Genomic DNA, 26,251 nt, shown 5'->3' with positions numbered 1-26,251 from the left:
GAAATGGGGGAATTATAAATCTTTAAGTTTGCTATTAAGTAAGTGATTGGCTTTCTTTGTTACGTGAAGGTAAATATTAGTGGTAGTTGCCGCATTTTTATGACCGACTCGAGCTTGGATTAAGTAAAGTGGAACACCTAATTCCGCCAGTTTAGAGATGTGGGTATGACGGAAAGTATGCAGGGTTAATACTTTATTGATATTTAGTTCATTTTTAGCTTTATGGAGCCAGTTATTTAAAACGGTATTCCCAAGATATTTACCTCTTTCAGAGACAAAAAGAAATTGTTGTCGCTTAGGATGACTTAATAGTTCATCTTGGCAGATTTTGATAGCACGCGGGGGAAGAGTAACGTTTCGCCAGCTGCTACTTGATTTAGGAGATGGTTGTTTTTTTCCATTAACAATTGTTCCTTGGATTGCTACCCATACATCTCCCGAACTATTAAACTGAATATCCTGAGGAGTAAGGGTAGCAGTTTCACCATACCGCATTCCAGTAAGGTATAAGAATTCACAGAAACGTCCATAATGAGCAGATTGTTGATACATAAACTTGAGAACTGCCTGTAGTTCATCTTCATCGAGATACTTTTGTTCGGGGCGTTTCTGATATTCACTATTGCGATAATTAATATCGACTAGGTTAAGCGGATTTTGATTGAGGTATTGGTGCTTAATTCCGTATTTAAACATCGAATTTAATGTTCCTTTGAATTTTTGAACAGTTGAATTTCGATATCCCTGATCATAGATTAGTTGTTCTAGGTAGTTTGAAAGGATCAAAGGAGTTATTTTCTCAACTAATGTGTTTGCACCAAGGCCATAGTTAATTTCTTTAACTCGACTCTTGTTATTTCGGTAAGTATTGAACTTAACCTCGTGCTGGAAATGAATAAGCCATTCTTTGCCCAATTGGTTTAATGTAACATGTTTTTTAACCTGGAAAAGTCCGTAGTGGCTTAAACGAGAATGAATTTTTTGTTCAAGAATTTGGTTAGCTTTTTTCCTGGTATGAGTTGTGTTACGGTCAAAAGTAATGCTTACACGATGATATTTATTTGTTAGGGGATCCTTATATTGTTCAACAAATTTATAATTATTTTCTGTTCGTTGTTCTATCCACATAGGTTTAATTCCTTTCTTCTAGAATTGCCTATATTGTGGCGGAATAAATGTATAATTTAAAATAAAATTTTCTCAAAGATAAATTTTTTACTCTAAAAAATATAATTGTTTTTTTATTTAATTAATCTATGGATAAGACAGTCAAATCAACAGTTGCTTGATAAGTATGATCTTGCAATGAAAGCTTGGAATAAACGAGAAAAGTTAAGTATTTCTAATAACCTAATAGTGATCAAAAAAAGAGACGTGACCAAACATCACGTCTCTTTTTTCTAGAACTGTAAAATTACTGGATCCCAGAACTTTTTATAACATCTACATTATAGTGCCTATCTGATAGTATCGCAAGCCCTAAATGGATAATTATTTAAAATTCTGGTTTATCCAAGTCGTTAATGAATTTAAGGTAGTCTTCTTGTTCGCCAGTAGGAACTACTTTAGAATTTTGATCCGTAACTGTTGCATTGTGCAATGAGTCTTCAGGGACTTCAATTCGGTGAGTAAAAGTGGCATTCCCGATTAGTTCAATCCAGTAACGATGGTATTCATGGTGAAGAATTGTCCGGACCATTCCTCCTGGGTTGAAAACGGTAATTGGCTTACCAAAACTAGCTAATTCAGGATGAATCAGGGCAAAAGCTAGCGAAGTAGCGGACATCCCCGTACCACAGGCGTTCGTAAAGCCCACGCCACGTTCATATGTTTTTACAAAAATCTTGTTTGGTCCAAGAATATGACCAAAGTTAACGTTCACCCCGTCCGAGAAGTAGGGATTTTCACCATTAAGCCACTCGCCTAATGGTCCTAATTCCTTAAAGCCATCTTCATCAATAAATGAAATCAAGTGGGGATTAGGGACGGCAATTCCCGAAAAGCGGAATCCAGGAAGAAGTTCCGGAACAAGCGTGTTTAGTAAGCGTTCGTGACCCAAGTGATCATAGGGCAAGGCTTCCTTATTAAAACGAACAGGTGAAATCTCAACGGCAAATGCTGGTACTCCAGGAGCTAAGTCGGGTTGCTTTCTAACCCTTAGACTGGCATCCATCGTATCAACCTTAAAATCATCTAGGCCGTCACGTTCAGCGACATACCGGGCAACTGTCCGCAACCCATTACCGCACATGGAAGCTTCACTGCCGTCAGCATTAATCACCCGCATTTGTGCCGTAGCGCCCTTGCGGACAGGGCGATTGACTACTAACACACCATCAGCGCCATCCAGGAGGCCATGCTCCTCACTGGTAATTTGTCGGGCAAGGGCGACTAATTCATCATCGGTTAATTCCTGTTGGAGTTTCGTTTGGTCCAGAATAAAGAAACAATTTTGCGAACCATGAACTTTTAATAATTCAGTCATAACTTCCCTCCTAGTTAACAAAAAAAGCGGTGGTAAATTGCGCGAACTGCAGCATCAGCATCTTGGTTGTAGGTCCCAATCATAATTGCAATTCGAGAAGCCCCCATATTAATCATTGGTACTGCAATATGTTTTTCAGCGATGGGGTTCAGAATATCATTGATAACGCCAGTCCGGTTACGCATTCCTTCGCCGACAACCATCGTAATCGCGTAGTTATCAATCCATTCTAGCCGATCAGGATTAATTTCTTCCTGAATTTCGTTACAAATAATATCAACAAGTTCATCATCGAGTTCTTTCTTGTCGAAAATAATTGTAATATCGTCAATCCCGGATGGCATGTGTTCATATGAAACATCATGGCGGGCAAGAATTTCAAGAATGCGTAAAGTAAACCCGGATTCCTTATTTAGCAAGTATTTATGTAAATATAAAGCTGCAAAGTGCTTCCCGCTAACGACACCCGTAATAATATCAGTTGGCTGGAAAGAATGATCAGGAACAATTAGGGTTCCCGGCTTTTCAGGATTATTGGTATTTTTAACGTTGATCGGAACATTTCCTTGGATTGCTGGAATTAACGCTTCGTCATGGAAGACAGAAAAACCCGCATAAGAGAGCTCTCGCATTTCGCGATAGGTCATTCTTGTGATTGGTTGAGGATCCTTAACAACGTTAGGGTTAGCAGAGTAGATTGCATCAACGTCAGTAAAGTTCTCATACATCTCGGCATGTAGTCCCCGTGCAAGAATCGCTCCAGTGATATCAGAACCGCCCCGAGAGAAGGTTGCAATGTGACCGGCAAGCGTGATTCCGTAAAAGCCAGGAAAAACAATAATGTCGTGCTTACTGAATGAGAAGTTGGCTAACCGCGCATAAGTTTCCGGAATCACAGTAGCATTATTTGGTGTCCCAGCAACCTTTAAACCCACTTCTTCAGGAGTGACGAATCGGGAAGGGTACCCAAGACGGTTAAGAACCAATGACATTAATTCGGCATTTAATCGTTCACCGTGAGCCTTAAACGCGGCCAGTAGGTAATTATTATTCGGATAGTCCCCGTTAGGTAAATTAGCAAGTCGCTCAGCTAGTGGTTGCATTTGACCACTAGGTAAATCAAAATAGTCCGCAATTGCTTGGTAGCGACTAAGAATATTTTTCCGAACGACCATTGCTTCTTGATCATCATTCTTAATAATGGCATGTGCATATTTAATTAATAGATCAGTTACCTTAATGTCATCAGCAGTTCTTTTCCCGGGAGCCGAAGTAACCACTATTCGCCGTTCAGGATCACTCGTAATAATCTTAATTGCGTGTTCATAGCTGGCCCCATCAGCTAATGAACTCCCGCCAAACTTAACTACTTTCATTCTCAATTCTCCTTCTTGCATGAGAACCCCACGCAAACTTTTTAATCGAATTTTAACATTGATTGATAAATATGCAAGAGAAAAATTTAGAGTGCGAGCCGTGACGGACTAGCAATCGAGTACTAAGGAATCCCGGACGATGATTGGTTTGCAATCAAGGACGGGATAGTTAGACGGAGATTGCGGTCACGGCGAGCAGATCTTAACTATGTAACAGCTAAGAAACTTGGACGATGCACGTTTCAACTTGGTAAAAGTAGAAACTCGGGCGAAGCATGTTTTGACACAGTTGCAGTAGAAGTAACTCTAGCAAGTCTCTGGCGAGCAGATCTTAACCATGTAACAGCTAAAAGACTTGGGCAAATACATTTCGGATTAGAGTGTGAGGCACAACTTAAGCCATCATAAAGAGATCAAAAAAACTAGGCTGAAATCAACCTAGTCATAATATGATTGTCGGGCAACATTGCCATAACGTGTTTCCCAGGGACTTGCTAGAACTAACGATTCTAGGCGGCAGAGTCATAATGTGCTCGCTGGTGCCTTACTAGGACTAGCAACCTCCCTCCGAGGCGCAAGTCGCCTTCGTCAGGAGAAATTGCTAGCCTTCCGTAAGGCATTACCCAGCTCGCACTTCCCTCTACTTCATATTTGTTATTCCAAAGAACAGAATAAAGATGACGAAGAGGGCGTACATCATTGGAGAGACGTCTTTGTGGTGCTTGGAAGCAATCATGGTAATTGGGTAAGCGATCATACCAAGGGCTAAACCATCGGAAATGGAGTAGGTTAATGGCATTCCGACCACAACAAGAAAGGCAGGAAAGGCCACTTCAAAGCGATCCCAGTTAATGTACTTCAGATTATTTGCCATTAGAACCCCGACAATAATTAATGCTGGTGCGGTGACCGTTGTTGGAATTACCGCTAGCAGAGGACTAAAGATCATGGAAATCAAGAATAGAATACCGACAAAGACAGCGGTTAATCCTGTTCGACCACCCATGGCAATTCCGGCACTGGATTCAACAGAAGTTCCTAGCGGTGCGGTACCACAAATTGCCCCTTCAACCATGGCAAGAGAGTCAGAGAGGAAGGCCTTACCGATCCGGGGAATCTTACCATTCTTATCAACCATTCCAGCTTGCTGGGTCATTCCAATTAATGTTCCTGCAGTATCGAAGAAGGTAACTAACAGGAAGGTGAGGACAACCATAAATAGCTGTGGTGTATTAATGTCCTTTAAGTGGAAGATAGCGTGACCAAATGTCGGGGCCATGCTTGGTGCTGTAGAGATGATTCCGTGAGGTAGCGGGATTTGACCGATGCACATCCCGAAAATAGCGGTAACGATCATTCCAATAAAGATTGACCCCGGTACGCGGGCAGCCATTAAAATGACGGTTAGGATTAAACCAAAGAGGGTTAACCAAACATCTGGATTACCAAATGAGCCAAGACCAACCAGGGATGATGAATTGTTAACGATTAGTTTACCGTTTTGTAAACCGATGAATGCGATGAATAACCCAATCCCAGCAGAAATCGCGTATTTAATATCTTGTGGAATCGCATCAACCACTTTTTCCCGCAACTTTAGGATTGTAATTAAAATAAATAGGAATGAGGCTACGAGGACACTGGCTAAGGCTGTCTGCCAGTTAATGTGCATACCGATAACAACATTATAGGTAAAGAAAGCAGCACTTCCTAGCGTTGGCGCTAAGGCAATTGGGTAGTTGGCGATTAATCCCATTAAGAAACATCCGACTGCGGTTGCGACTGCGGTAACCGTAAAGGCGGCACCCTTGTTAATTCCTGCCGCATGCAGGATGTTCGGGTTAACAAATAGAATATATGACAAACTCACGAAAGTCGTCAGGGCAGCAATTAATTCGCCCTTGACGGTGGTATGAGCATCGCTTAAATGAAAGATCCGTTCTAACACGATCAATTCTCCTCTTCTTAAAACAAATTTAAAAACTTATTCCTACTAGAATATCACAGAATCCTGCCTAATGATTGCCGAACTTGAAGATTGACTAAATATGAGCGGGATATTCAATTAGTAATGAAAGATAATTAAACAAATATGAGAAAATTTAATGTTTCCGTTGACATTCTAATCTAATAACTTTATTATATTTATAAATCGAAGAGGCGCGGCCAACACCAGTAATCAATTTTAGCCTGCCAAGCAATGAGAATTGATGAACAGGGCGGTCGCCGAAGTACTTAACCTGGCACGGTTAAGGCACTGGGGCGTGGCTGAATAAGTTACGGACTGTCGTGGGACAATATCAGCCCACGTTGCGCTATCGACAAAACGGATAAAATGCATCCACTGTTTGTCTTCGCGCAGACAGTGGATTTTTTTATCACTTTGTTTTCCCCGAATGAGTAATGGAGGAATGAGTATGAACCAACAAATTACTGCTGACCAATTGAATGACGCGGGACACCTGATGATTGGTGGTTGTGATTCAATTGAACTAGCTCAGGAATACGGAACGCCACTGGTTGTTTACGACGTTTCCCAAATCCGACAGCAAATTCGGAGCTTTCGGCGAGTATTTGATGCTAATCAGGTCGACTACGCGGTCAGTTATGCAAGTAAGGCCTTTGCCGCAATTGCAATGTATCAGGTTGCTGCTGTCGAAGGGGCTCACGTTGATGTCGTTTCGGCTGGAGAGCTTTATACAGCAATTAAGGCTGACTTCCCGATGGAACGGGTAAGTTTCCATGGTAATAATAAGTCGCGTGAAGAGCTGGAAATGGCGGTTGACCACCATGTGGGGACGATCATGATTGATAATTTCCATGAGATTGAATTATTAGCTGCGGCGCTTGAGGAACGTGATGCAACCGTCGACGTAATGCTAAGAATCACCCCCGGAATCTCAGCTCATACAAATAAATACATCCAAACCGGGCAAGTTGATAGCAAGTTCGGCTTCGACCTTCAATCTGGTCAAGCGGATGAAGCATTGCAAAAGGTTTTGGCTAATCCGCGGATGAAGATGCGTGGTCTCCATGCTCACATTGGTTCACAAATCTTTGAACTAGCAGGTTTTGAAGGCGTGGCAAAGAAGTTAGTTGAAGTTGCCGCTCATTGGCGAGATGCATTTGGCTATGAAGCACAGGTAATTAACGTTGGTGGTGGCTTTGGGATTCGTTATGTTGCTGCCGACCATCCTCTTAAGCCTGAGGAGTTCGTCGATGCGATTATCAAGGCAATTAAAAAGGAAACCGCAGCAAAAGGACTCTCGATGCCGGCTATTTGGATTGAACCAGGACGGTCAATTGTTGGACCAGCAGGATATAACCTCTATACGGTTGGTTCCCGTAAGGATGTACCGGGTTTGAAGCCATACGTCACGGTTGACGGGGGGATGGGTGATAATATTCGACCAGCTCTTTACCAAGCTGAATATGAAACCGTTCTGGCAAGTAATCCGCAAGCACCAATCAAAGAACATGTCCGCCTTGCCGGAAAGTACTGTGAGTCTGGTGATATTTTAGCCCAGGATCAGGGTCTACCGGAAACTCAACCAGGTGACGTTCTTGCCATGCTTGATACTGGAGCTTACGGTTACTCAATGGCTTCAAATTACAACCGTAATCCCCGACCAGCAGTTGTTTTTGCAGAAGGCAGCAAGGCCCAGCTTGTGATTGAGCGGGAGTCCTTAGCTGACTTGGTTCATTTAGATCGTAAATATCAACAATAATGACTAATAATAGGAAGAAAGAGGTAACAACGATGGCTGAATTAGATGCGCAAGCGATTATTAACTACATTGGCAATGCTCCTAAGAAGACACCCGTAAAGGTTTATTTAAAGGGGAACTTAAATGAAATTAACTTTCCGGAAGAAGTTCAATCATTTATTGATGATCATACCGGTGTAATCTTCGGTGATTGGTCAGTGGTTGAACCGTTATTAAAGGAAAACGCTGATTTGATTGCAGATTACCACATTGAAAATGATTGCCGTAATTCTGCAGTTCCGCTGCTTGATTTAAAAGGACTTAATGCCCGGATTGAACCAGGAGCAACCATTCGTGACAAGGTCCTAATTGGAAATAACGTTGTTGTCATGATGGGAGCAACAATTAATATTGGTGCTGAAATTGGTGATGACACGATGATTGATATGGGAGCAATCCTTGGCGGCCGAGCAATTGTTGGTAAGCATTGTCATATCGGTGCGGGAACCGTTCTTGCCGGAGTTGTCGAACCTGCTTCAGCCCAACCAGTACGAATTGACGATAACGTGTTAATCGGTGCCAATGCCGTGGTTATCGAAGGGGTCCATGTTGGTGAAGGCGCCGTTGTAGCTGCGGGAGCAATCGTTACCCATGATGTTGAACCACACACAATGGTTGCCGGAGTACCAGCTAAGTTTGTTAAAAAGGTTGATGCAAAGACTGAAAGTAAGACCGGCTTGGAAGACGACTTGCGGAAGTTATAGGAGCGCAAAATGTTAAGCGAAAGTGATTTAATTAAGATTCGTCGTCATCTTCATCAAATCCCAGAACTAGCACTTCAGGAAACTGAAACTCACCAGTTCCTTTTAGAAACGGTGAAGGCGATGAACCAGGAATTCTTAGAAATTCGTAATCCAGGTGAATTACCAACCTCAATGATGGTGTTAGTTCACGGCTTTGATCCGCAACGGACAATCGGGTACCGGACAGATATTGACGCGTTACCAGTAGAAGAGCAGACTGGCTTGCCGTATTCTTCTCAGCACCCGGGCGTGATGCACGCTTGCGGTCATGATATTCACATGACTGTAGCCTTAGGAGTTCTTTCCTACTTTAGTGAGCACCAGCCTAAGGACAACCTCCTCTTTTTCTTCCAACCAGCAGAAGAAAGTGAGAGCGGTGGTAAGCAGTCGTATGAACTAGGGTTATTTCATGGTCGCTGGCGTCCCGACGAATTTTATGGTTTGCACGATAATCCTAATTTGCCTGCTGGTGCGATTGGTTGTCGGCTGGGAACACTGTTTGCCGGAACAACTGAAGTGAACATTGACTTAACCGGGAAGGGTGGTCATGCCGCTTACCCGCAGGACGCTAACGATACAATTGTTGCAGCGGCAATGTTGATCAGCCAGGTACAAACGATAATCTCACGGAGTATTGACCCAATTCAGAGCGGGGTAATTACTTTAGGAAAGATTGATGGCGGAACGATCAGAAACGTGATTGCTGGTCATACCCGAATCGAAGGGACGATCCGCGGGCTAACCCAAAAGATGATTGAAACAATTGATCAGCGGTTAAAAGATGTTTGTGAAGGAATCGGTCGAAGTTATAACATGACAGTTAATTTGGAATTAAATCAGGGTGGCTATTGGCCAGTTGAGAATAATCCTGAGTTAACCAAGCGCTTTATCTCATACATGCAATCAACACCTAATGTAAACTTTATTGAGACTGAACCAGCAATGACCGGAGAAGACTTTGGCTTCCTTTTGGCAAAGTTCCCGGGAACGATGTTTTGGTTGGGAGTCGATGATGATTCGCAATTGCACTCGGCAACCCTAAAACCAAAGGAAGAAGCAATTCAGCGCGGCGTTGATGCGATTACAGGTTTCTTAGAATATCGGATGACAGAATAATTGGAGGAAGAGAATATGACAACATTAGCAAATGCAGACTTATTAACAGCGATTGTAACGCCCTTTAATAGTGATAACGAGATTGACTTTGACGCGTTAGAAAAATTAACTAACTCATTGATTGACCGTGGTTGTAACGGTTTTGTCATCGGGGGAACTACTGGTGAAACTCCAGAATTAACCCATGATGAGAAGATTGCTTTGTATACCCGGTTTGGCGAAATCGTTGATGGCCGGGTTCCCGTGATCGCTGGTACGGGAAGTAATAATCCTCAGGAAACAATTGCCCTTACTAATGAGGTTGGCCAAATTAACGGGATTGACTACGCTTTAGTAGTAGTTCCGCCATATAACAAGCCAAACCAACGGGGGATGTTAGCTCACTTTAAGGCAGTAGCAGACAATGTTAACTTACCAATCATTATCTACAATATTCCAGGACGGACCGGCTCAAAGATGGCACCAGAAACAGTTGTTGAGCTTTCCCAACACCCTAATATTGCTGGGATTAAGCAATGTGCACCACTAGAAGATATGGAATACATCATTGAACATAAAGCAGATGACTTCCTTGTCTTTACCGGTGAAGATGCCCAAGCATTGACTTCACGAGTATTAGGCGCTAATGGGGTTGTTTCGGTCGCTTCGCATATTTATGTTAAGGAAATGCGACAAATGTTCGATGCCCTTTACCGTGGTGATTACAAGCTTGCCGGAAAGCTTCAACGGTGGTTAACTCCACGGATGGCAGCTTGCTTCATGTTCCCATCCCCATCTCCAGTAAAGGCCGTTCTGAATGCTCAAGGCTTTAATGCTGGTGATTGTCGTCTACCAATCCTTTCACTTAACAAAGAAGAGCAGACTCAGCTTGAACAAGCGCTTGACTTACCAGCAGATTCCTTAGAAAATAAGACACTTCCGTTAGATTTATAAAATGGAGGGGAGATAGCTAATGGCAAACGTATTAATCGCAGGAGCAACCGGTGCAATGGGGCAAAAAGCGGTTGATCTAGTTAACTCAATGGCAAATATGAAAATTACCGCTGTTTTGGCGCCTCACCTAGCTGCTTCTGACCGGGAGCAATACCATTTAAGTGAGAATGTGAAGGTGTTCAATTCATTAGCGGATGTTGATCCAACAGTAGCAGATATCTGGCTCGACTTTACGGTTCCAAGTGCCGTTTATGAGAACGTTAAGTATGCGCTGAATAACGGGTTATTGCCAGTTGTTGGGACCACCGGGTTGACTGATGAGCAAGAACAAGAATTGATTGAACTGAGTGAAAGTAAGCATCTTGGCGGCTTAATTGCACCAAACTTTGGGATGTCAGCGGTTCTTCTAATGAAGTTTGCCCAAGAAGCAGCAAAGTACTTCCCAGATGTGGAAGTGATTGAAATGCACCATGCAGATAAAAAGGATGCTCCCTCTGGAACTGCTTTGAGTACAGCAAAGTTAATTGATCAGGTTCGTGAACCACACGAAAGTAATTCCGATGAAACCGAGTCCTTGGCTGGTGTTCGTGGTGGTGACTACCACGGAATTAAGATTCATTCAGTCCGTCTTCCCGGCTACATCGCCCATGAGCAGGTTCTCTTTGGTGGTGCCGGGGAAGCCTTGACAATTCGTCAGGACTCATTTGACCGGCAATCCTTTATGAGCGGGGTTAAAGTTGCTTTAGAGAAGGTAGGTGACTTAGATCACCTCGTCGTTGGTCTCGAAAAGATCTTGTAGGAGGAATTTGAAATGCCAAAATTAGATCAACAACTAGAACAGGTTGTCAATCAGCGGGTTGCTGAATTACCTCCTGCACAGATTCGGGCATTTGATGATGAAATTTCCGCGATTCCGGGGATTGTTAAGTTAACTTTGGGTGAACCAGACTTTGACGTTCCAAAACACGTTAAACAAGCAGCCATTAATAGTATTAATGCCAATGATTCTCACTATTCGGCAAGTCGGGGAACGCTGCCGTTGCGTAAAGCAATTAGTGATTATTTAATGAAGACCCGGTCAGTTCATTATGATCCAGCGGAAGAGATTATCGTAACCGTTGGGGCAACCGAAGCGATTACAGCGACGACTTTTGCTCTGCTAAATCCCGGAGACGAGGTGATTATTCCGACACCGACCTTCTCCCTCTACTTTCCGAGTGTTTCACTTACGGGAGCAACGCCAGTCAAAGTTGATACTTCAAATGATGGCTTCTTGCTAACTGCAGACCGATTAGAAAAGGTTCTTCAGCGTGAGGGAAGCAAGGTTAAAGCAATCATTCTTAATTACCCGAATAACCCTACCGGCCGATCCTATTCCCGAGATGAATTGGTTTCGTTGGCAAAGGTGATTAAGGAACATCACCTGTTAGCGATTGTAGATGAGATTTATAGTGAGTTAATTTACGATCAACCGTTTACCTCGTTGGCAACGCTCCTTCCTGCACAGACGATTGTCATTAGTGGCCTTTCAAAGTCTCATGCGATGACGGGTTGGCGATTAGGCTACGTGGCTGCCCCGCAAGACGCAATCAATCAGATCTCAAAGATGCATTCGTTCATGGTAACGGCGCCAAACGATACTGCTCAGGCAGCAGCGCTTGAAGCTCTGACTAACGGTGCTGCTGATCCAGTTGAATTTAAGCAGCATTACCAAAAGCGGCGAGATCGCTTGGCAGGAGCAATGAAGAAGCTGGGCTTTGAAATTGCGGTACCAGATGGGGCGTTCTACATTTTCGCTAAGATCCCAGCAGCGTTTGGTAGTGATGATTTCAAGTTTGCTCGTCAGTTAGCCCATGAAGCTAAGGTCGGGGTAATTCCTGGTCAAGCATTTGGTCCTGGTGGTGAAGGACACATTCGTCTTTCCTATGCTGCTTCGGACGACGATATTGAAACAGTAATTAGTCGGTTAGGATCCTTTATGGAACAGTTAAATTAAAGTAAGAAGGAATTTATGATGAGTGAAAAATTAAAAGTGGGAATTATCGGGGCAACGGGAATGGTTGGTCAGCGTTATGTTACCCTGCTCGCTAACCATCCCTGGTTCGACGTAACAACAGTTGCTGCTAGTAAGCACAGTGCTGGAAAAACGTATGGTGAAGCCGTTAGCGGTCGCTGGAAGATGGGGGGAACGCCAATTCCGGATGCGGTTAAGGATTTGCCAGTGCTTGATGCAGAAGATGTTGCTGCGGTTGCTTCACAAGTTGACTTTATTTTTTCAGCAATTAATTTGGATAAGGCAGATACCCGGAAGCTGGAAGATGAGTATGCTAAGCACGAAATTCCAGTAGTTTCAAATAATAGTGCACATCGGTGGACTCCTGATGTTCCGATGGTGGTTCCGGAAATTAATCCCGATCACATTGAAGTCATTAAAGCACAACGGAAACGGTTAGGGACACAGCGAGGCTTTGTTGCCGTTAAGCCAAACTGCTCCATTCAAAGTTACACCCCTGCAATTGCTGCTTGGCAGAAGTTTGAACCAACCCAAGTACTGGCATGTACCTACCAAGCAATTTCCGGTGCTGGAAAAACTCTTGAGACTGCTCCTGAAATCCAAAATAATGTTATCCCATATATTCCCGGTGAAGAGGCTAAGTCTGAAGATGAACCATTAAAGATCTTTGGTCACCTTGATTCAGCAAAGAAGGAGATCGTGAAGGCAAACTCCCCAGTGATTACGAGTCAGTGTTTGCGGGTTCCCGTACTTTATGGGCATACCGTTGCTACCTTTATTAACTTCAAGCAAAAGCCAAGTAAGGAACAATTAATTGAAGCGTTGGAGGAATACAGTGGGGTTCCCCAAGAGTTGGAATTGCCAAGTGCACCACGTCAGTTTATTCGATACTTGAATGATGACGACCGTCCACAAGTCCGCTACGACGTTAATTTTGAACACGGCATGGGAATTTCAATTGGTCGGCTTCGTCCTGACAAGATCTTCGATTGGAAGTTTGTTGGCTTATCCCATAACACTGCTCGAGGAGCTGCTGGTGGAGCAATTGAACTAGCCGAACTTTTGGCAGCTAAGGGTTACTTAGAACCACGGAATTAGTAGTATAAAAAAGAAAGGGGTTGTGACATAAGTCCTTTAAATTAAGAGAACCGTTCGGAATTTCATTTGAAATTCTGAGCGGTTCTTCCTTTTCTTAAAATTAATACTAAATATGGACAACCTCCCGGCGATCTGCATTTGAGTACGATATTCTAAATTTTTTTGGCGACAATGTTCTAAAGCGCGGCGATATTTTTTGGCGTGGCGTCATTCTTGTTTGGCCGGATTAGGCGAAACCTTAGCGGTTTCGCTTACCTGTTGATTCAATTCTTTGATACGTTGTTCAAGAAGCGCAATAATAGTATCGAGCTGATCAACGTCAAAGTTATTCTCGTCAACGGCGATTTTAACTTCAGCTTGCTTGATTTCTTGAAGCAGTTTACGGGCTTTTTCAACGTTTAATTCACTATATTTGATCGTACACTTCTTCCAAACAAAGGAGTACTTATTTGCGTTAGCCAGAATTTTAGTGCCATTAATAAATGAAGCCTCATCAATCATTCCTTGAGCTTTCAGGTAGTCATGAAACTCCTTAAAACTGCTTTGGCTAAGTCTTTAGAAATCATCAAGCGAGCAATCGTACGGTAAGTCGGTCGCTGTTCTTGAGTTAACCATATTGCGACAATATTTTCACGAGCAAAGCGTTCAATTTTCCGACAGGAAATAATACCGTAACTGTAGGCTAAAAGGACCAATTTTAATAACATTCTCGGATTGTATTCCCTTGGTCGCCCCATAATATTAGGCTTGCGGATCGCAAGGCCTTCAACTAATTGGTTAATATAACGAGCAGGATGGTTTAATTCAGGTTCATAGGCAGTAGGTATGTTCAAACTAAGTTGATTCATGTTATAATTAGTTTCCAATGTTTTATATATCCTTTCGAGGGTATTTTGAAGACATCGACGGGCTGGTCGGTGTCTTTTTCTTTTACTAATACATATTTTAAAGGAAAACGGAGTTAAATGAAATCCGAAGATTTCATCTAACTCCGCTTATTATTAGGGACTTATGTCACAGCCCCCTTTTTTGGTGCTTATATTGGTAAATTAAAGATTATTATGATGATTAATAATTATTTAGATAGAAGATTCTATTAAACAAAGTAATAAAAAACGAGTATAATTAAAATTATGGAATCTTGGTTTTAATTACAAGGAATGGTTTGAATAATGGAGCTGAAATTATGAATGGGAAAGAAAACTTGCACAAAGCGTAGTCACGATTGTTTTACAAGCACTGGTTGCCCGACTTGTGTATTACCTATTTGCAAAGGAGTAGCCGAAAGAAACAACGAAAAGCAATGACTAATGTATTGCGGTAGCGGATCGTATTAAGTGTAAAGCGACCATTCGTTCTTTATTAATTTTGCTCTTAATAATGCTAAGTATAAATTATGTTGACTTTTAATTATAAGGGGATAATAAAAAATGATTTAAAAAGATTTAGATTAGTCTATAATTATAAGAAGATAAATGATTAAGAAACGGAGGAGATCTTATGAGTAAAAATAATCCTTTACGAAGTATGACTCCAAAAAATAAGAATTATAAATTATATAAGGCCAAGAAGCAGTGGATTACTGCTTGTGCCACATTTATGTTGGCTTTTGGGGCAACTGCAGTAGTAAATGCTAGTGTCCAAGCAGATACGACTACCCCAGCAACAGCGCAAGCAGGTAGCATTTCTGTCACTTCAATTTCAGCTGAACCGGCGCAAACGCAAAGTTCAGTGGCTGAGACTGCCCAAAATACTGATGAAGCGAAGAGAAATATTGTAGCTAATACTACTGACATTTCTAAAACCAGTGAACAAAAGACTACAACTGCTCAAGATACTGAAAATTCAAGTGCCGCTTCTTCTGCAAATAAAACTAATAGTGAAGAAGAAAATAAAAATGCTTTTCTTACTCTCAATGTAAATACTGCTGACAATCCTGCCAATGAAGCACTTCAAGAAAATAAGATTGCTACAACAACAGCCACAACTAACGGCGGATATGATGCTGCTACTTGGGGGACATTAGATACTTCTAAGTGGACAGGGCAGAACACGACATTTGATGGAAACAATTATTACCAATTAACTGGCTACACTGGCGATCAAACTCACATTATTGTGCCTAATGAAGCTGACTTTGAGCAAGCTGGAAAATCAACTAATAATCTTCAAGTATCGATCTCTAATGATTTAATTAAAAGCTGGCAAAATGCTACTACTATTGCTTTTAGTAAGACTGATGACAAGAAGATTAAGCTTGTAAGTACTAATTTAGATAATACTTTCCAAAATAACACTACTTTGACCAATTTAGATGCCAACAGTTTAGATACCAGTAGTGTTACTTCGATGCAAAGTACTTTTGAACGTACTACTAAGCTCTCCTCTTTGACTGGAATTAGTGATTGGGATGTTTCTAATGTAACTAATATGGCCTTTTTATTTCAAAATGCGACGGGCGTGACTAGTTTAACTGGTTTGGAAAACTGGGATGTTCAAAAAGTTACGAATATGACTCGGATTTTCAACAATATTAACAAAGTTACAGATCTTTCTCCTTTGAGCAATTGGAAGACTGACAGTTTACAAAAACTCAACACTGCATTTGCTAATAATAGTTTTACAAACTTACAAGGTCTAGAAAATTGGAATGTAAGCCATGTAACTGACATGGGTGTCATTTTTATGAGTGATGCTAATCTGACTGACATTAGTGCCTTAATTAATTGGAATACTAGCAATGTGACTGATTTGAATCGGGCATTTAATGTTAACCACGAATTAACAAGCCTGCATGGTTTGGAAAACTGGAATACCAGTAAGGTCACTAATCTTGAAGCAACTTTTGCCAATGAAGGATCCTTAGTTGATGCAAGTGCGATTGCTAACTGGAATACGAGTAATGTTACCAATATGACAAACTTGTTTGCTGGTTCATCGGCTCAGTATGTTGATTTTTCTAATTGGGACTTTAGTAAGGTAACCAGTGCATCTAATGTCATAAATAATACTCAGTCAGTTGTTTATCTCGGCAATAACTCCACACTTACTGCTGATAAGTTAAACACTTTGGGTATTGCCAATGGCGGCTTTACTCAGCCAATCATTTTAGCTAGTGGTAATCTCTACACTCTTTTATCCAGTAAAAACAATACTACCCACAATATTACTATTAATAATGTAGATGGTGGACAAAGTACAACCCTTTCGTTCCCGGTTGTTTATGATGCAGCTAGCGCAAGTAACATGACGGATGCCATTAATAGTTACAAAGACATAGTTGATCAAAAGCTTGAGGATTATGTTACTGAACATAACTATGTATTAAAGAGAGTTTCAACTGACCCTGTTGATGATGTAACTGGTCACAACAATCACTTGGTTAACTATGCAACTGCTACATACCAAGTTGTTACTATCCCGGCAGATCAAAAGAAAAATCTTCAAATTCAAGATAAGACTACCTATAAGGGGAAGACTTTAACAGCTAAAGATTTAGTTGCTAATGTGGCTGATTTTCCATCAGGTACTACATTTGAATTTGCTGATAATAGTGAACCAAACTGGAATCAAGTAGGAACATATAATGTTAAAATTATTGCCACTTATCCAGTTTCTGTGAATGGCCAGCAATACACTGCCGTAACTGCTCCAGCTACTGCTAATGTTACCGTTACTCAACAAATGCAGTTTACGATCACTTACTGGGATGATACGGAAAATAAGGAAATTACTCAATTTGATATAAAAAATGCTGGTAATGGGGCATATACTCGACTTACATTTCCAAATGGCGTAAATCCAGCTAAGTATCAATCTGTTAGTGTCTCTGGAGTACCTGCAGGAGCAACAGTTGCTGGGGATTTCTGGGTATCATTTACAGATTCAAGTTGTAATTGGACAATACCAAATTATAGATGGACGACTGAGGCCGCTTCTTCATTCTATGGTGCAAATGTTGTGGTTCACTTAGTTCATAAAACTCAAGACGTAACTAATACTGATCCAGCTGCACAAGAAACACGCACGGTGATGGCTGATTTTGTTAAGATTAATGAAAATTGCACACTCGAAGCTACACCTTTTGATTCAGCCACTTTAGATGTTTACTACATTCGCAAAGCTACTAAAGATTTGGTAACTGGTAAAGTTACTTATGGTGACTGGCAATTAAATACAAATAAGGGTAGCAATGGCTTCCAAATAGTTAGTGGAGCTTGGACTTTACCAACAGATAGTAGTTCTAAGATCACTATCACTGCCCCTGATCTTGACGGCTATGAAAAAGCGGATTCTCTAGTTAATGGGCAGTTAACTACGGACTTTGGTACGGTCGATAATATCACCAGTAAATTAACGACTTACTATGTACCTAAATCATTGACGCAAAAAACTATTAACCGTGTAATTAACATTATAAGCCCTAGACCAGCAACTATAACTCAATCCGCAACGATTACTAGACCTGTACGCGTAAATGCTGATGATAGCGGAGTAGTATTTGATGGTTTTGATGGTAGTGGCTGGACTACAGGTAAGTGGAGTAGGTTTCCAATAATGCCACCTACAGGCTATACATCAGCAGACATTAAACAAATAGTTACTCATCCTGATGGGACAACTACTGAAACAACGTTAGATATTCCTAACTATAGACCTATTCCAGCTCAAACTGTCACTATCGATACACTTCCGACTGTAATTAATATAACCTATATGGCAACTGCAACAGCATTTTTGGCAGGTACTAATGAGTCAACTTATACTGGCAGTCCAATCACTCTTGATGACCTTAATAATGGGGATGGTGACAATCCAATCATAATTGGAATTACAGGGCCAACTGGAAATGTCTATGAGTTACAAGCGGGAGATGTTGAATTTTCATCTGATAATGGTCAAACTTGGACGACTGAAATGCCAACTAATGCCGGCACCTATGAGTTACGTTGGTCGGAACAAGGTAAGCAAAATGTTATAAAAGAATTTGGTAATAACAGTATTAAATGGGTAGATGCTCAGGGTAATTCAACCTTTACCAGTACTGCCACCTATATTATTAATCCGGCACCAGTTACTTTCACTTTAAGCAACCAGACATCTGGAAATTATACTAAGATCTATGATGCCCAACCAACGACTAGCATCGATCCTTCCAAATTAACAATTACTACTAACTTTAACAATGCCAAGGTTGCTTTAAATACTACTGGCCTTACTAATGATAGTTATGAGTGGGTAGACGCTCAGGGTAATTTGATCAGTAATCCTGAAAATGTTGGAACTTACCACATAAAACTTAAGGACTCTGCGCTCTCTACTCTACAGAAGGATAATCCTAACTTTACTTTGACTAATGGTAATAAATTAGCTGAGTACACTATTACACAAGCTCAGGCAGGTGGGGTATTAAGTGGCTCTAACTTACGGACATACGATGGTCAAGCTACTACAACTGCTGAAGTAAATAGCAATGGGCAAATTGGTGTAACGGTAACCTTCCCAGGTGTTACTGATGCTAACAAGACCTATATTCTTAAAGATTGTGACTACAAGTGGAGTAGTGGTTCTGCACCAACTAATGCTGGGTCATACACGATTACTTTGACACCGGATGGTATTTCCAACCTTGAAAAATATATTCTTGGTTTAGCAGGTTCTGGTCAAAATAACACACCGAATGTAGTATTTTCTGATAATGCCTTTACTGGAAGTGCTAGTTATACAATTAATGCTGCTGAAAATACTGTAAGTGTGGATGGAACACAAACCGAAACTTACACGGGCCAACCAATTAGCGTTGATTATAATGCTAATGGGAATAACAGCATTCAAGTAAGTATTAGCTCTAAAGATGGAGCAACAGCTAGCTTAAGCAATGTACAACTAGATTCTGATGATTTCCAAATTGTTGATGTCAGCGGTAAGCCTATCACTGCAACAAATGCTGGTGATGTTTATCATATTGTCCTAACTGATACTGGTGTTGCGAAGATTCAACAAGCGGTTGGTGATAATTACAAGATTAGCCAAGGCACGAGTTTTGGTACTTTAGTTATTAACAAGGCTCAAGCATCTGCAGAATTTAGTGGCAATCCTTCATACACTTACACTGGTAGTCCTAATAGTGATTACTTAAACGGCTTCTCAATCAAGCTGAATGAACCAAATAATCCAACCTATAACTTAGTTGCTGGTGATATTGAATTTAATGTTGATGGGACTTGGACTACTGCTGTTCCAGTTAATGTTGGAAAATATGCAGTTCGCTTATCACAAGCCGGTTGGGATCGTATTAAAGAAATTAATAGTGATAATGTAACTTGGTTTGCCACCGCATCTAGTGGAACTGGTACTTACACCATTACTCCTGCTAGCGCTAATACTGAACTTAGCGGTCACAATTCGATGGTTTATAATGGCAACTCAGTAACGACAGCTGATTTGTATACTGATGGTTCAACCATCAAGGTAGCTATTAGTGGTAATAATATTGTTAACTTACCAACTAGTTTTACTCTTGCAGATGGAGAGTACGTTTGGAATACTCCAGATGGTAAAGCCCCTGTTAATACCGGTTCCTATACTCTGACTCTTTCTAGCGCAGGTCTTGATAAAATTCAAGCTGCAATCGATGAAGCCGTTGGTAAAGGCAATGTTATCTTGTCTAAGGACAATACAGGGAGTGCCACTTTCCAAATTACACAAGCCGTGTCACCAGACGTTCAGTTAGATGGTAACGAAAAGAGTGAATACAATGGTCACGCAGTCAGCTTCGATCCAAATAATGAAGAAACCAAGAAGAACTTTGGCTTCAATAATGTTGAAGGTTTGACTATTCCAGATTTAACTGCTGATGACTTTGAATGGGTCGATCAAGATGGCAACCCAATTTCTGCACCAACTGATGCAGGTTACTACTACCTCCAATTGAATGAAAAAGGTAAGTCCGTTTTTGCGAATGCTAACCCTAACTACACATTTGTTAAGGATGGAAATAGTACGATTTCAGGCCGCATTACTTACCACATTTATCCAGCAAGCTTGATTATCGGCGTAAGTGGAACTGCGTCACAAGTTTATAATGGTCAAAATGCATCCATTACCCAAACACAGCTTGATAATGGTGATATTAAACTAGTATGGGGTAACTCAAATGATGAGCCAATTGGATTGGGAAGCTTCACTTTAACCCCAGAAGATTTAGAAGTGGTTGATATTGCTGGTAATCCAGTCAGCCATGCTAACGCCCAAGAAAACGATAAAACAGGTAATCCAACTTATTATGTTCGTTTAACAAGTTCTGCACTTAATAAGATTAAGAACCTAACCGGCGCAAGTAATTATGATATTAGTTTAGGTAATGCAACTGGTGATTTTTTGATTTATGCCCGCAAGGCTCAGGTTACCTTAAATGGTAATCAAACGACCATTTACGGAACTAATTTACCCCTTGATCCAAATGCCTACCATGTTGAATTGACTAACTGGACTGATAATAATATTCCTGTGCCAACCGCTGCTGAAATTATTAAAGCAATTGGTGGTTTGCAAACTGGTGATGTTTACATTGATGGCTTTACCAATGGTCAAATGCCAACTAATGTAGGTACGTATCAAGTTAAGATTTCTAATCAATTATTGCAGAAACTAAAGACTGCCTTCCCAGATTATGATTGGGACACTGTGATTGAAACAAATGGTAGCGCTAAAAATAGTTCGGCTAATGCAAATATTGTCGATGCAGAGCATGAACCAGCAACATATGTAATTACCCCTGCTGATACTACTATTATGATTAATGGTGTTGAGCGCATTAAATATGGTGAAAATTCGACGATTCAATATGGCGGCGATAATGGTTACAGTATAACCATTACTGCACCGGTCAAGAATGCGACAACTGACAATGAACATGAGCCAATTTATACAGATTTGAAGCTTGAAACAGGCGATTTAGAGTTTGTAACTACTCCAGGTAATGTTGGCACTTATCAAGTGCAATTGTCTGCTCAGGGTCTAAAGAAACTCCAAGATTTAACTGGATCAACGAACTATAATTGGACGCAAGCTTCTGCAGCACGAGCTAATTTCTTTGTTGACCAAATGCCAGTAACGATTACTGTCGGTGGTAATGAGCAAAACGTAATTTATGGTTCCACTGATTGGTTAACTGCTATTAAGAAGAATCCTCAAGGTTACACCCTAACTGTGCTGACCGAAAATGGTACTACTTTAAATTACCAAGCTAAAGATGGCGATTTGATTTTTAGTCAAACACCAGGCAACGTTGGTAGTTACCAAGTTGTCTTATCATCTCAAGGCCTGGATAATATCAAGGCGGCCTTGGGTACTAACTATGCTTATCCCCAGGCCGCAAGTGATGTAACTTCTTATGGCACCTTTACCGTTAACTCAGGTAAACTAACGATTAGCTTAAATGGTAGCGATAGTAAGACCTACGACCGGAAAGTTACTACACCAGCTGATTTGAACATTGGTAAGTATAATTTAACTTATTCAGCAACTGTTTATGCTCCAGACGGTACTGCACAAATAATTAAGTTAACTAGTGATGATTTGCAGTTTACTAATGGCGATCCTATTAATGCTGGAACTTATACGGTTGAATTATCACCAGCCGGTGAAGCTAAGTTGAAGAATTTAACTGGTAACAATGGCGATAACTACAAGTGGACATTTAATACTAAGGCCACTTATACGATTAATGCAGCTACTAAGGCTAGTGCAAGCTTGTCAGGTTCTAACCAAATGACATTTAATGGATCAGCAGTAACTACCGCTGAACTTAACAATGGTGGTGACATTATTGTTAACTTGACCTTCCCTGGTAGCACTGAAAATAGCATTTACCACTTGCAAGATGGTGATTACATTTGGGTTAATGGTGAAGCACCAACTAATGTAGGGACTTACACTATTAACTTGACCCAAGCTGGTTTGGCTCATTTGCAAGCTGCAATTGATCAATATGCTGGTTCAGGGAATGTAAAAATTAGTACGGACAGCTTAACTGGTTCAGCTACCTTTGAAATCGTTCCTCAGTCAATTACCGATGTAACTATTTCGGGCAAGGATCAAGAAAAGACTTACGATGGTCAGCCTGCTAGTTTAGATGTAAAAGACTTAACGATTAACGCTAATGATCTTGTTACTGATAACCCATTATCAATGAAAGGTATTACTATCAGTGATTTTGATTGGTATAATGCCCAAGGTGAGAAGCTAGATGCGATCCCAACTGATGCTGGCACTTATGAAGCCCGTTTGAAACCTTCTGCTCTGCAAGCATTGCAAAAGAATAATCCTAACTACAGCTTTAATACCGCAAGTGGCACGATTAAATACACGATTAATCAAAAAGCAGCTACTGATACTTTAGGCGGAAATGGCAATAAGTTTTACAACGGTCAAGGAACTTCAGTTAGTGATGTTCTTAATTCAATTACTTGGACGCCAAGTGGCTTAGTCGATGGTCAAAGTTTAGATCTTTCTAATTTAACCGCTGATGACTACGCTTGGTACACCAAGAATGCAGACGGTACTTACACTGAAATGACTGGCTTACCAACTAATGCCGGCACTTACTACTTGAAGCTTAAGGATAGTTCGATCGCTAAGATTCAGGCTGCTAACCCTAACTATAGTTTTGCCACTGGCGCAATTAGTGGTGAGTACACTTATAAGATTAATCAAGCTAACGCTACGATCACTTTGACAGATACTAGTACTCAAACTATTACTTGGACTGGTAATCCAGCAACAATTAAGCCAGCTAACTTTATTCCAGAAATCACTACCGATAATCCAAATGAACAGACAATTGCGTTGCCGAGTGATTTGCAATTAACGGCAAGCGATTACGAGTTCTTGCAAGATGGAAAAGTGATTTCTACACCAAGTGAAGTTGGAACTTATCAAGTACGCTTGAGCCAAACTGGTTGGCAAAAAGTTCAAAATGCGATTGCTGGAAATGCCAACTATACTTGGAATTACCAAGGCGCGGGTAATTATCATATTGAAAAGGCAACTGCAACCATTACCCTTGACGGTGCCGGTTCTACAATTTACACGGGAAATCCAGTAGTTATTCCAGCTACTGATGGAGTTGTTAACGGCATTAATGTGAAGTTATCAAATGGCCAAACTTATGTCTTAAAGCCGACAGATCTTGAATTTGTAAATGATCAAGGCAATCCAATTCCTGCACCAACTAATGCAGGTACTTACAAGGTTAGATTAACCGAAGCAGCATTAGGTCAAATTCGAAATCTTGAAAGTAATCATTATAACTATACTTATAATAATGATACGGTAGACTTTACAATTGAAAAAGCTAACGCTGATGTAACCACTTCAGGTTCATATGAAGTGGTTTACAATGGTCAAATTCCTGTAATTAATGTTGATAAGATTACTAATAGCATTGTAACTAACAATGGCGTAAATCTTATGGCACCTACTTTATCTGCTGATGACTATGAGTGGGTTGATGAAACTGGTAAAGTGATTGTAAACCCAATAAATGTTGGTACTTATTACTTAAAGCTTAAGGACTCTAGTCAAAGTAAAATTGCTACTAACAATAACTACATTTGGAACTTCAGTGGTTTAGCTAGTGTCACAATTAGTAAAGCGAATGTAACAATTTGCTTTAATGGCAATCAAGAAACTCCTTATACAGGAAGTGCAGTGACATTAGATCCTGATAAATTTGAAGTTAAACTTTCTAATGGTCAAACTTATCACTTAACTGATAAAGATATTCAAGTTGTTGGAAATCCAATAAATGTAGGTACTTATCAAGTTGAATTAAGTCAAGCTGGTATTGATGCTATCAAAGTAGCTGATAGTAACTACAACTACAACTATGACGGCAGTCAGGGATTATTAGTAATTATTCCTGCTAAGACGAATGCAATAATAAGTGGCTCTCAAACTACTCAAGACTTAGAACTTGATCCTCATAACTATTCAGTTGTTGTAGTGTTAAATGGACAACAACAAACTATTACTGGATTAACAGCGAGTGATTTTGTATTCAGTAAAGATGGTCATCCAGCTCAATTAACTGAAGCTGGGACTTATGATGTCGAGTTTAGTGGAGATGTAATCAATAAGATTCGTCATGAAAATCCAAATTACAATATTGACTTTAGTTCAACAGCAACATTTACTTTGGAAAATAGTAGCCAAACTATTAACTACGTGGATGCCGATAATAATGTAATTAGTTCAGTTAATATTGATGGTCATATAAAAGGAACAAAACTTCCATTTACTCCTGAAATTCCAGTAGGTTGGGTAGCAAGTGATCCAAGTGATGTACCTACTGAAATCATTGTTGATAATGGGACTACTTTAATTATGATTAAGCATGGGACAACCAATGTTGATCATAATAATCCAGTTCCAGAAGGTGAAAAGACACCAACGGGTAAAGAAATTGATGGAGCTCATGAAAATGACTTGAACCAAGCAATTACTCGGACGATCAATGTAATTAACCCAGATGGAACTAAGAGTACAGAAGTTCAAACTGCGAAGATATACCGTGACGCGAGTTACGATGATGTAACAGGTAAAGTAACTTATGGTTCATGGTCAACTGCAAATTGGAGCGAATTTGTTCCAGCAGAAGTCAAGGGCTACACCGCAAGTGAAGAAGTAATTCCAGCTGTTGAAGTTAAGAATGGTCAAAAAGATGAGACTATCGAGGTTACTTATACAGCTAATGAACAAAGTGGTATTATTTCTTACCAAGACAAAGAAGGTAATGAAATTAGTACAAGTCCACTTAGCGGAAAGACTGGAGAGGCAGTAGCAGTTAAACCGGAAATTCCAGCAGGCTGGCAGCTAGTTCCAAGTCAAGAAATTCCAAAGACTGTTACAGCAACAGCAGAAGGTATTCCAACTGTGGTAATCCAGGTTGAACATGGTACAATTATTGTTACTCCGGAAACTCCTACGACTGATATTCCAACTGGCAAAGTTCCGGGTAATCCATCAACTACTTATGAAAAGATGAAATCCCTAACAAAAGAGGTAATGCGGATCATTACTGTTAAATTACCTGATGGACAACGACAGGTAATTACTCAAACGGTTAAATTTATACGGACTGCAACATTTGATGCGGTTACTGGCAAGGTAACTTATAGTGGTTGGCAAGCTAATGGTAGTAATGAATGGCCAACATATTCTGTGCCGGAAATTGATGGTTATATAGCTAGTCAGACTACTGTGCCAACTGAAATGGTTGTTCCTAGTGATCAAAACGAAAATATTGAAATTGAATACGTCAAGGATAATCAACCATCAGAACCTATTAAACCAGTAGTACCAACAAGTAGTGGTGACAAGCAGGTAACTGATGATCAGCCGAAAAATAAACCAGTTGAACAGGTAATCCAACATGTTACAAATCAACACTTTGCCTCACATCGATTAGTTCAGATTCCAATAAAAGGAAAATCAAAAGCTAATGTTCTTCCCCAAACTGGTAATGATCAAAATAATAATTCTTTATTTGGGTTTGCATTTGCAACCCTTGCAGGTATCTTTGGTTTAGCTGGGATGAAGAAAAAACGCGAGAAATAGTATTTTAACTAAGAGCGAAACCAAGCTAAACAAGTGAGTGAGAAATAACTTTCTTGACAGGATGTATGGCTAACCTAGAACGATAGTGGGCACGGCTA

The 26,251-nt window shown here is 40.6% G+C and carries 14 protein-coding genes and 1 riboswitch; of the genes, 8 read left to right on the top strand and 6 right to left on the bottom strand.

Annotation, left to right across the window (positions count from 1 at the left end; genetic code table 11):
• Positions 1-12: 12 nt before the first annotated feature.
• The 4 genes from MR181_RS05745 to MR181_RS05730 form a co-directional block, all read right to left on the bottom strand.
• On the bottom strand, positions 13-1,128 hold the full coding sequence (locus MR181_RS05745) for a tyrosine-type recombinase/integrase (protein ID WP_242335938.1): 1,116 nt from the start codon (positions 1,126-1,128) through the stop codon (positions 13-15).
• Between the two features lie 367 nt (positions 1,129-1,495).
• The gene (gene dapF, locus MR181_RS05740) at positions 1,496-2,485 is read right to left on the bottom strand and encodes a diaminopimelate epimerase (RefSeq protein ID WP_242335934.1); all 990 of its coding nucleotides are present in this window, start codon (positions 2,483-2,485) and stop codon (positions 1,496-1,498) included.
• Between the two features lie 14 nt (positions 2,486-2,499).
• Positions 2,500-3,861 carry an aspartate kinase gene (locus MR181_RS05735; protein WP_242335931.1) on the bottom strand — a complete coding sequence of 454 codons (1,362 nt, stop codon included), beginning with the start codon at positions 3,859-3,861 and terminating at the stop codon, positions 2,500-2,502.
• 640 nt (positions 3,862-4,501) lie between these two features.
• On the bottom strand, positions 4,502-5,809 hold the full coding sequence (locus MR181_RS05730) for an NCS2 family permease (protein ID WP_003717161.1): 1,308 nt from the start codon (positions 5,807-5,809) through the stop codon (positions 4,502-4,504).
• A gap of 199 nt (positions 5,810-6,008) precedes the next feature.
• Positions 6,009-6,188, top strand: a riboswitch (Lysine riboswitch).
• 90 nt (positions 6,189-6,278) lie between these two features.
• Between MR181_RS05730 and lysA the strand changes: the two genes are divergently transcribed.
• The 7 genes from lysA to asd are packed head-to-tail and all read left to right on the top strand — an operon-like array spanning position 6,279 to position 13,532.
• Positions 6,279-7,589 carry a diaminopimelate decarboxylase gene (lysA, locus tag MR181_RS05725; protein ID WP_242335928.1) on the top strand — a complete coding sequence of 437 codons (1,311 nt, stop codon included), beginning with the start codon at positions 6,279-6,281 and terminating at the stop codon, positions 7,587-7,589.
• 32 nt (positions 7,590-7,621) lie between these two features.
• On the top strand, positions 7,622-8,332 hold the full coding sequence (gene dapD / locus MR181_RS05720; RefSeq protein ID WP_242335925.1) for a 2,3,4,5-tetrahydropyridine-2,6-dicarboxylate N-acetyltransferase: 711 nt from the start codon (positions 7,622-7,624) through the stop codon (positions 8,330-8,332).
• A 9-nt stretch (positions 8,333-8,341) separates the two neighbouring features.
• A complete protein-coding gene (locus tag MR181_RS05715) occupies positions 8,342-9,487 on the top strand; it encodes an N-acetyldiaminopimelate deacetylase (RefSeq protein ID WP_242335922.1) in 1,146 nt (381 codons plus the stop codon).
• Between the two features lie 15 nt (positions 9,488-9,502).
• Positions 9,503-10,420 carry a 4-hydroxy-tetrahydrodipicolinate synthase gene (gene dapA, locus MR181_RS05710; RefSeq protein WP_242335919.1) on the top strand — a complete coding sequence of 306 codons (918 nt, stop codon included), beginning with the start codon at positions 9,503-9,505 and terminating at the stop codon, positions 10,418-10,420.
• 19 nt (positions 10,421-10,439) lie between these two features.
• Positions 10,440-11,219 carry a 4-hydroxy-tetrahydrodipicolinate reductase gene (dapB, locus tag MR181_RS05705; protein ID WP_242335916.1) on the top strand — a complete coding sequence of 260 codons (780 nt, stop codon included), beginning with the start codon at positions 10,440-10,442 and terminating at the stop codon, positions 11,217-11,219.
• A gap of 12 nt (positions 11,220-11,231) precedes the next feature.
• Positions 11,232-12,416 (top strand): aminotransferase class I/II-fold pyridoxal phosphate-dependent enzyme, encoded by a 1,185-nt coding sequence (locus MR181_RS05700; RefSeq protein WP_242335913.1) that lies wholly within the window; start codon positions 11,232-11,234, stop codon positions 12,414-12,416.
• 18 nt (positions 12,417-12,434) lie between these two features.
• Positions 12,435-13,532, top strand: a complete 1,098-nt coding sequence (gene asd, locus MR181_RS05695; protein ID WP_242335910.1) for an aspartate-semialdehyde dehydrogenase — start codon at positions 12,435-12,437, stop codon at positions 13,530-13,532.
• A gap of 207 nt (positions 13,533-13,739) precedes the next feature.
• Here the strand turns inward: asd and MR181_RS05690 are convergent, their stop codons facing one another.
• Positions 13,740-14,033 carry a hypothetical protein gene (locus MR181_RS05690; RefSeq protein ID WP_242336001.1) on the bottom strand — a complete coding sequence of 98 codons (294 nt, stop codon included), beginning with the start codon at positions 14,031-14,033 and terminating at the stop codon, positions 13,740-13,742.
• An 11-nt stretch (positions 14,034-14,044) separates the two neighbouring features.
• On the bottom strand, positions 14,045-14,398 hold the full coding sequence (locus MR181_RS05685) for a transposase (protein ID WP_242335907.1): 354 nt from the start codon (positions 14,396-14,398) through the stop codon (positions 14,045-14,047).
• Between the two features lie 634 nt (positions 14,399-15,032).
• Here MR181_RS05685 and MR181_RS05680 point away from each other — a divergent pair.
• Complete coding sequence (locus MR181_RS05680) at positions 15,033-26,153, top strand: MBG domain-containing protein (protein ID WP_242335904.1); 11,121 nt, start codon at positions 15,033-15,035, stop codon at positions 26,151-26,153.
• Positions 26,154-26,251: the final 98 nt, after the last annotated feature.

Source organism: Limosilactobacillus urinaemulieris, assembly GCF_932750685.1.
Classification (GTDB): domain Bacteria; phylum Bacillota; class Bacilli; order Lactobacillales; family Lactobacillaceae; genus Limosilactobacillus; species Limosilactobacillus urinaemulieris.
This window is presented reverse-complemented; position numbering and strand designations above follow the sequence as displayed.

Excerpts from the sequence above, each read along its gene's own strand:
- dapD (WP_242335925.1), top strand. The coding sequence starts at position 7,622 with ATGGCTGAATTAGATGCGCAAGCGATTATTAACTACATTGGCAATGCT.
- MR181_RS05680 (WP_242335904.1), top strand. The coding sequence starts at position 15,033 with ATGAGTAAAAATAATCCTTTACGAAGTATGACTCCAAAAAATAAGAAT.
- asd (WP_242335910.1), top strand. The coding sequence starts at position 12,435 with ATGAGTGAAAAATTAAAAGTGGGAATTATCGGGGCAACGGGAATGGTT.
- MR181_RS05745 (WP_242335938.1), bottom strand. The coding sequence starts at position 1,128 with ATGTGGATAGAACAACGAACAGAAAATAATTATAAATTTGTTGAACAA.
- MR181_RS05700 (WP_242335913.1), top strand. The coding sequence starts at position 11,232 with ATGCCAAAATTAGATCAACAACTAGAACAGGTTGTCAATCAGCGGGTT.
- MR181_RS05690 (WP_242336001.1), bottom strand. The coding sequence starts at position 14,033 with ATGATTGATGAGGCTTCATTTATTAATGGCACTAAAATTCTGGCTAAC.
- dapB (WP_242335916.1), top strand. The coding sequence starts at position 10,440 with ATGGCAAACGTATTAATCGCAGGAGCAACCGGTGCAATGGGGCAAAAA.
- dapF (WP_242335934.1), bottom strand. The coding sequence starts at position 2,485 with ATGACTGAATTATTAAAAGTTCATGGTTCGCAAAATTGTTTCTTTATT.
- MR181_RS05715 (WP_242335922.1), top strand. The coding sequence starts at position 8,342 with ATGTTAAGCGAAAGTGATTTAATTAAGATTCGTCGTCATCTTCATCAA.
- dapA (WP_242335919.1), top strand. The coding sequence starts at position 9,503 with ATGACAACATTAGCAAATGCAGACTTATTAACAGCGATTGTAACGCCC.
- MR181_RS05735 (WP_242335931.1), bottom strand. The coding sequence starts at position 3,861 with ATGAAAGTAGTTAAGTTTGGCGGGAGTTCATTAGCTGATGGGGCCAGC.
- lysA (WP_242335928.1), top strand. The coding sequence starts at position 6,279 with ATGAACCAACAAATTACTGCTGACCAATTGAATGACGCGGGACACCTG.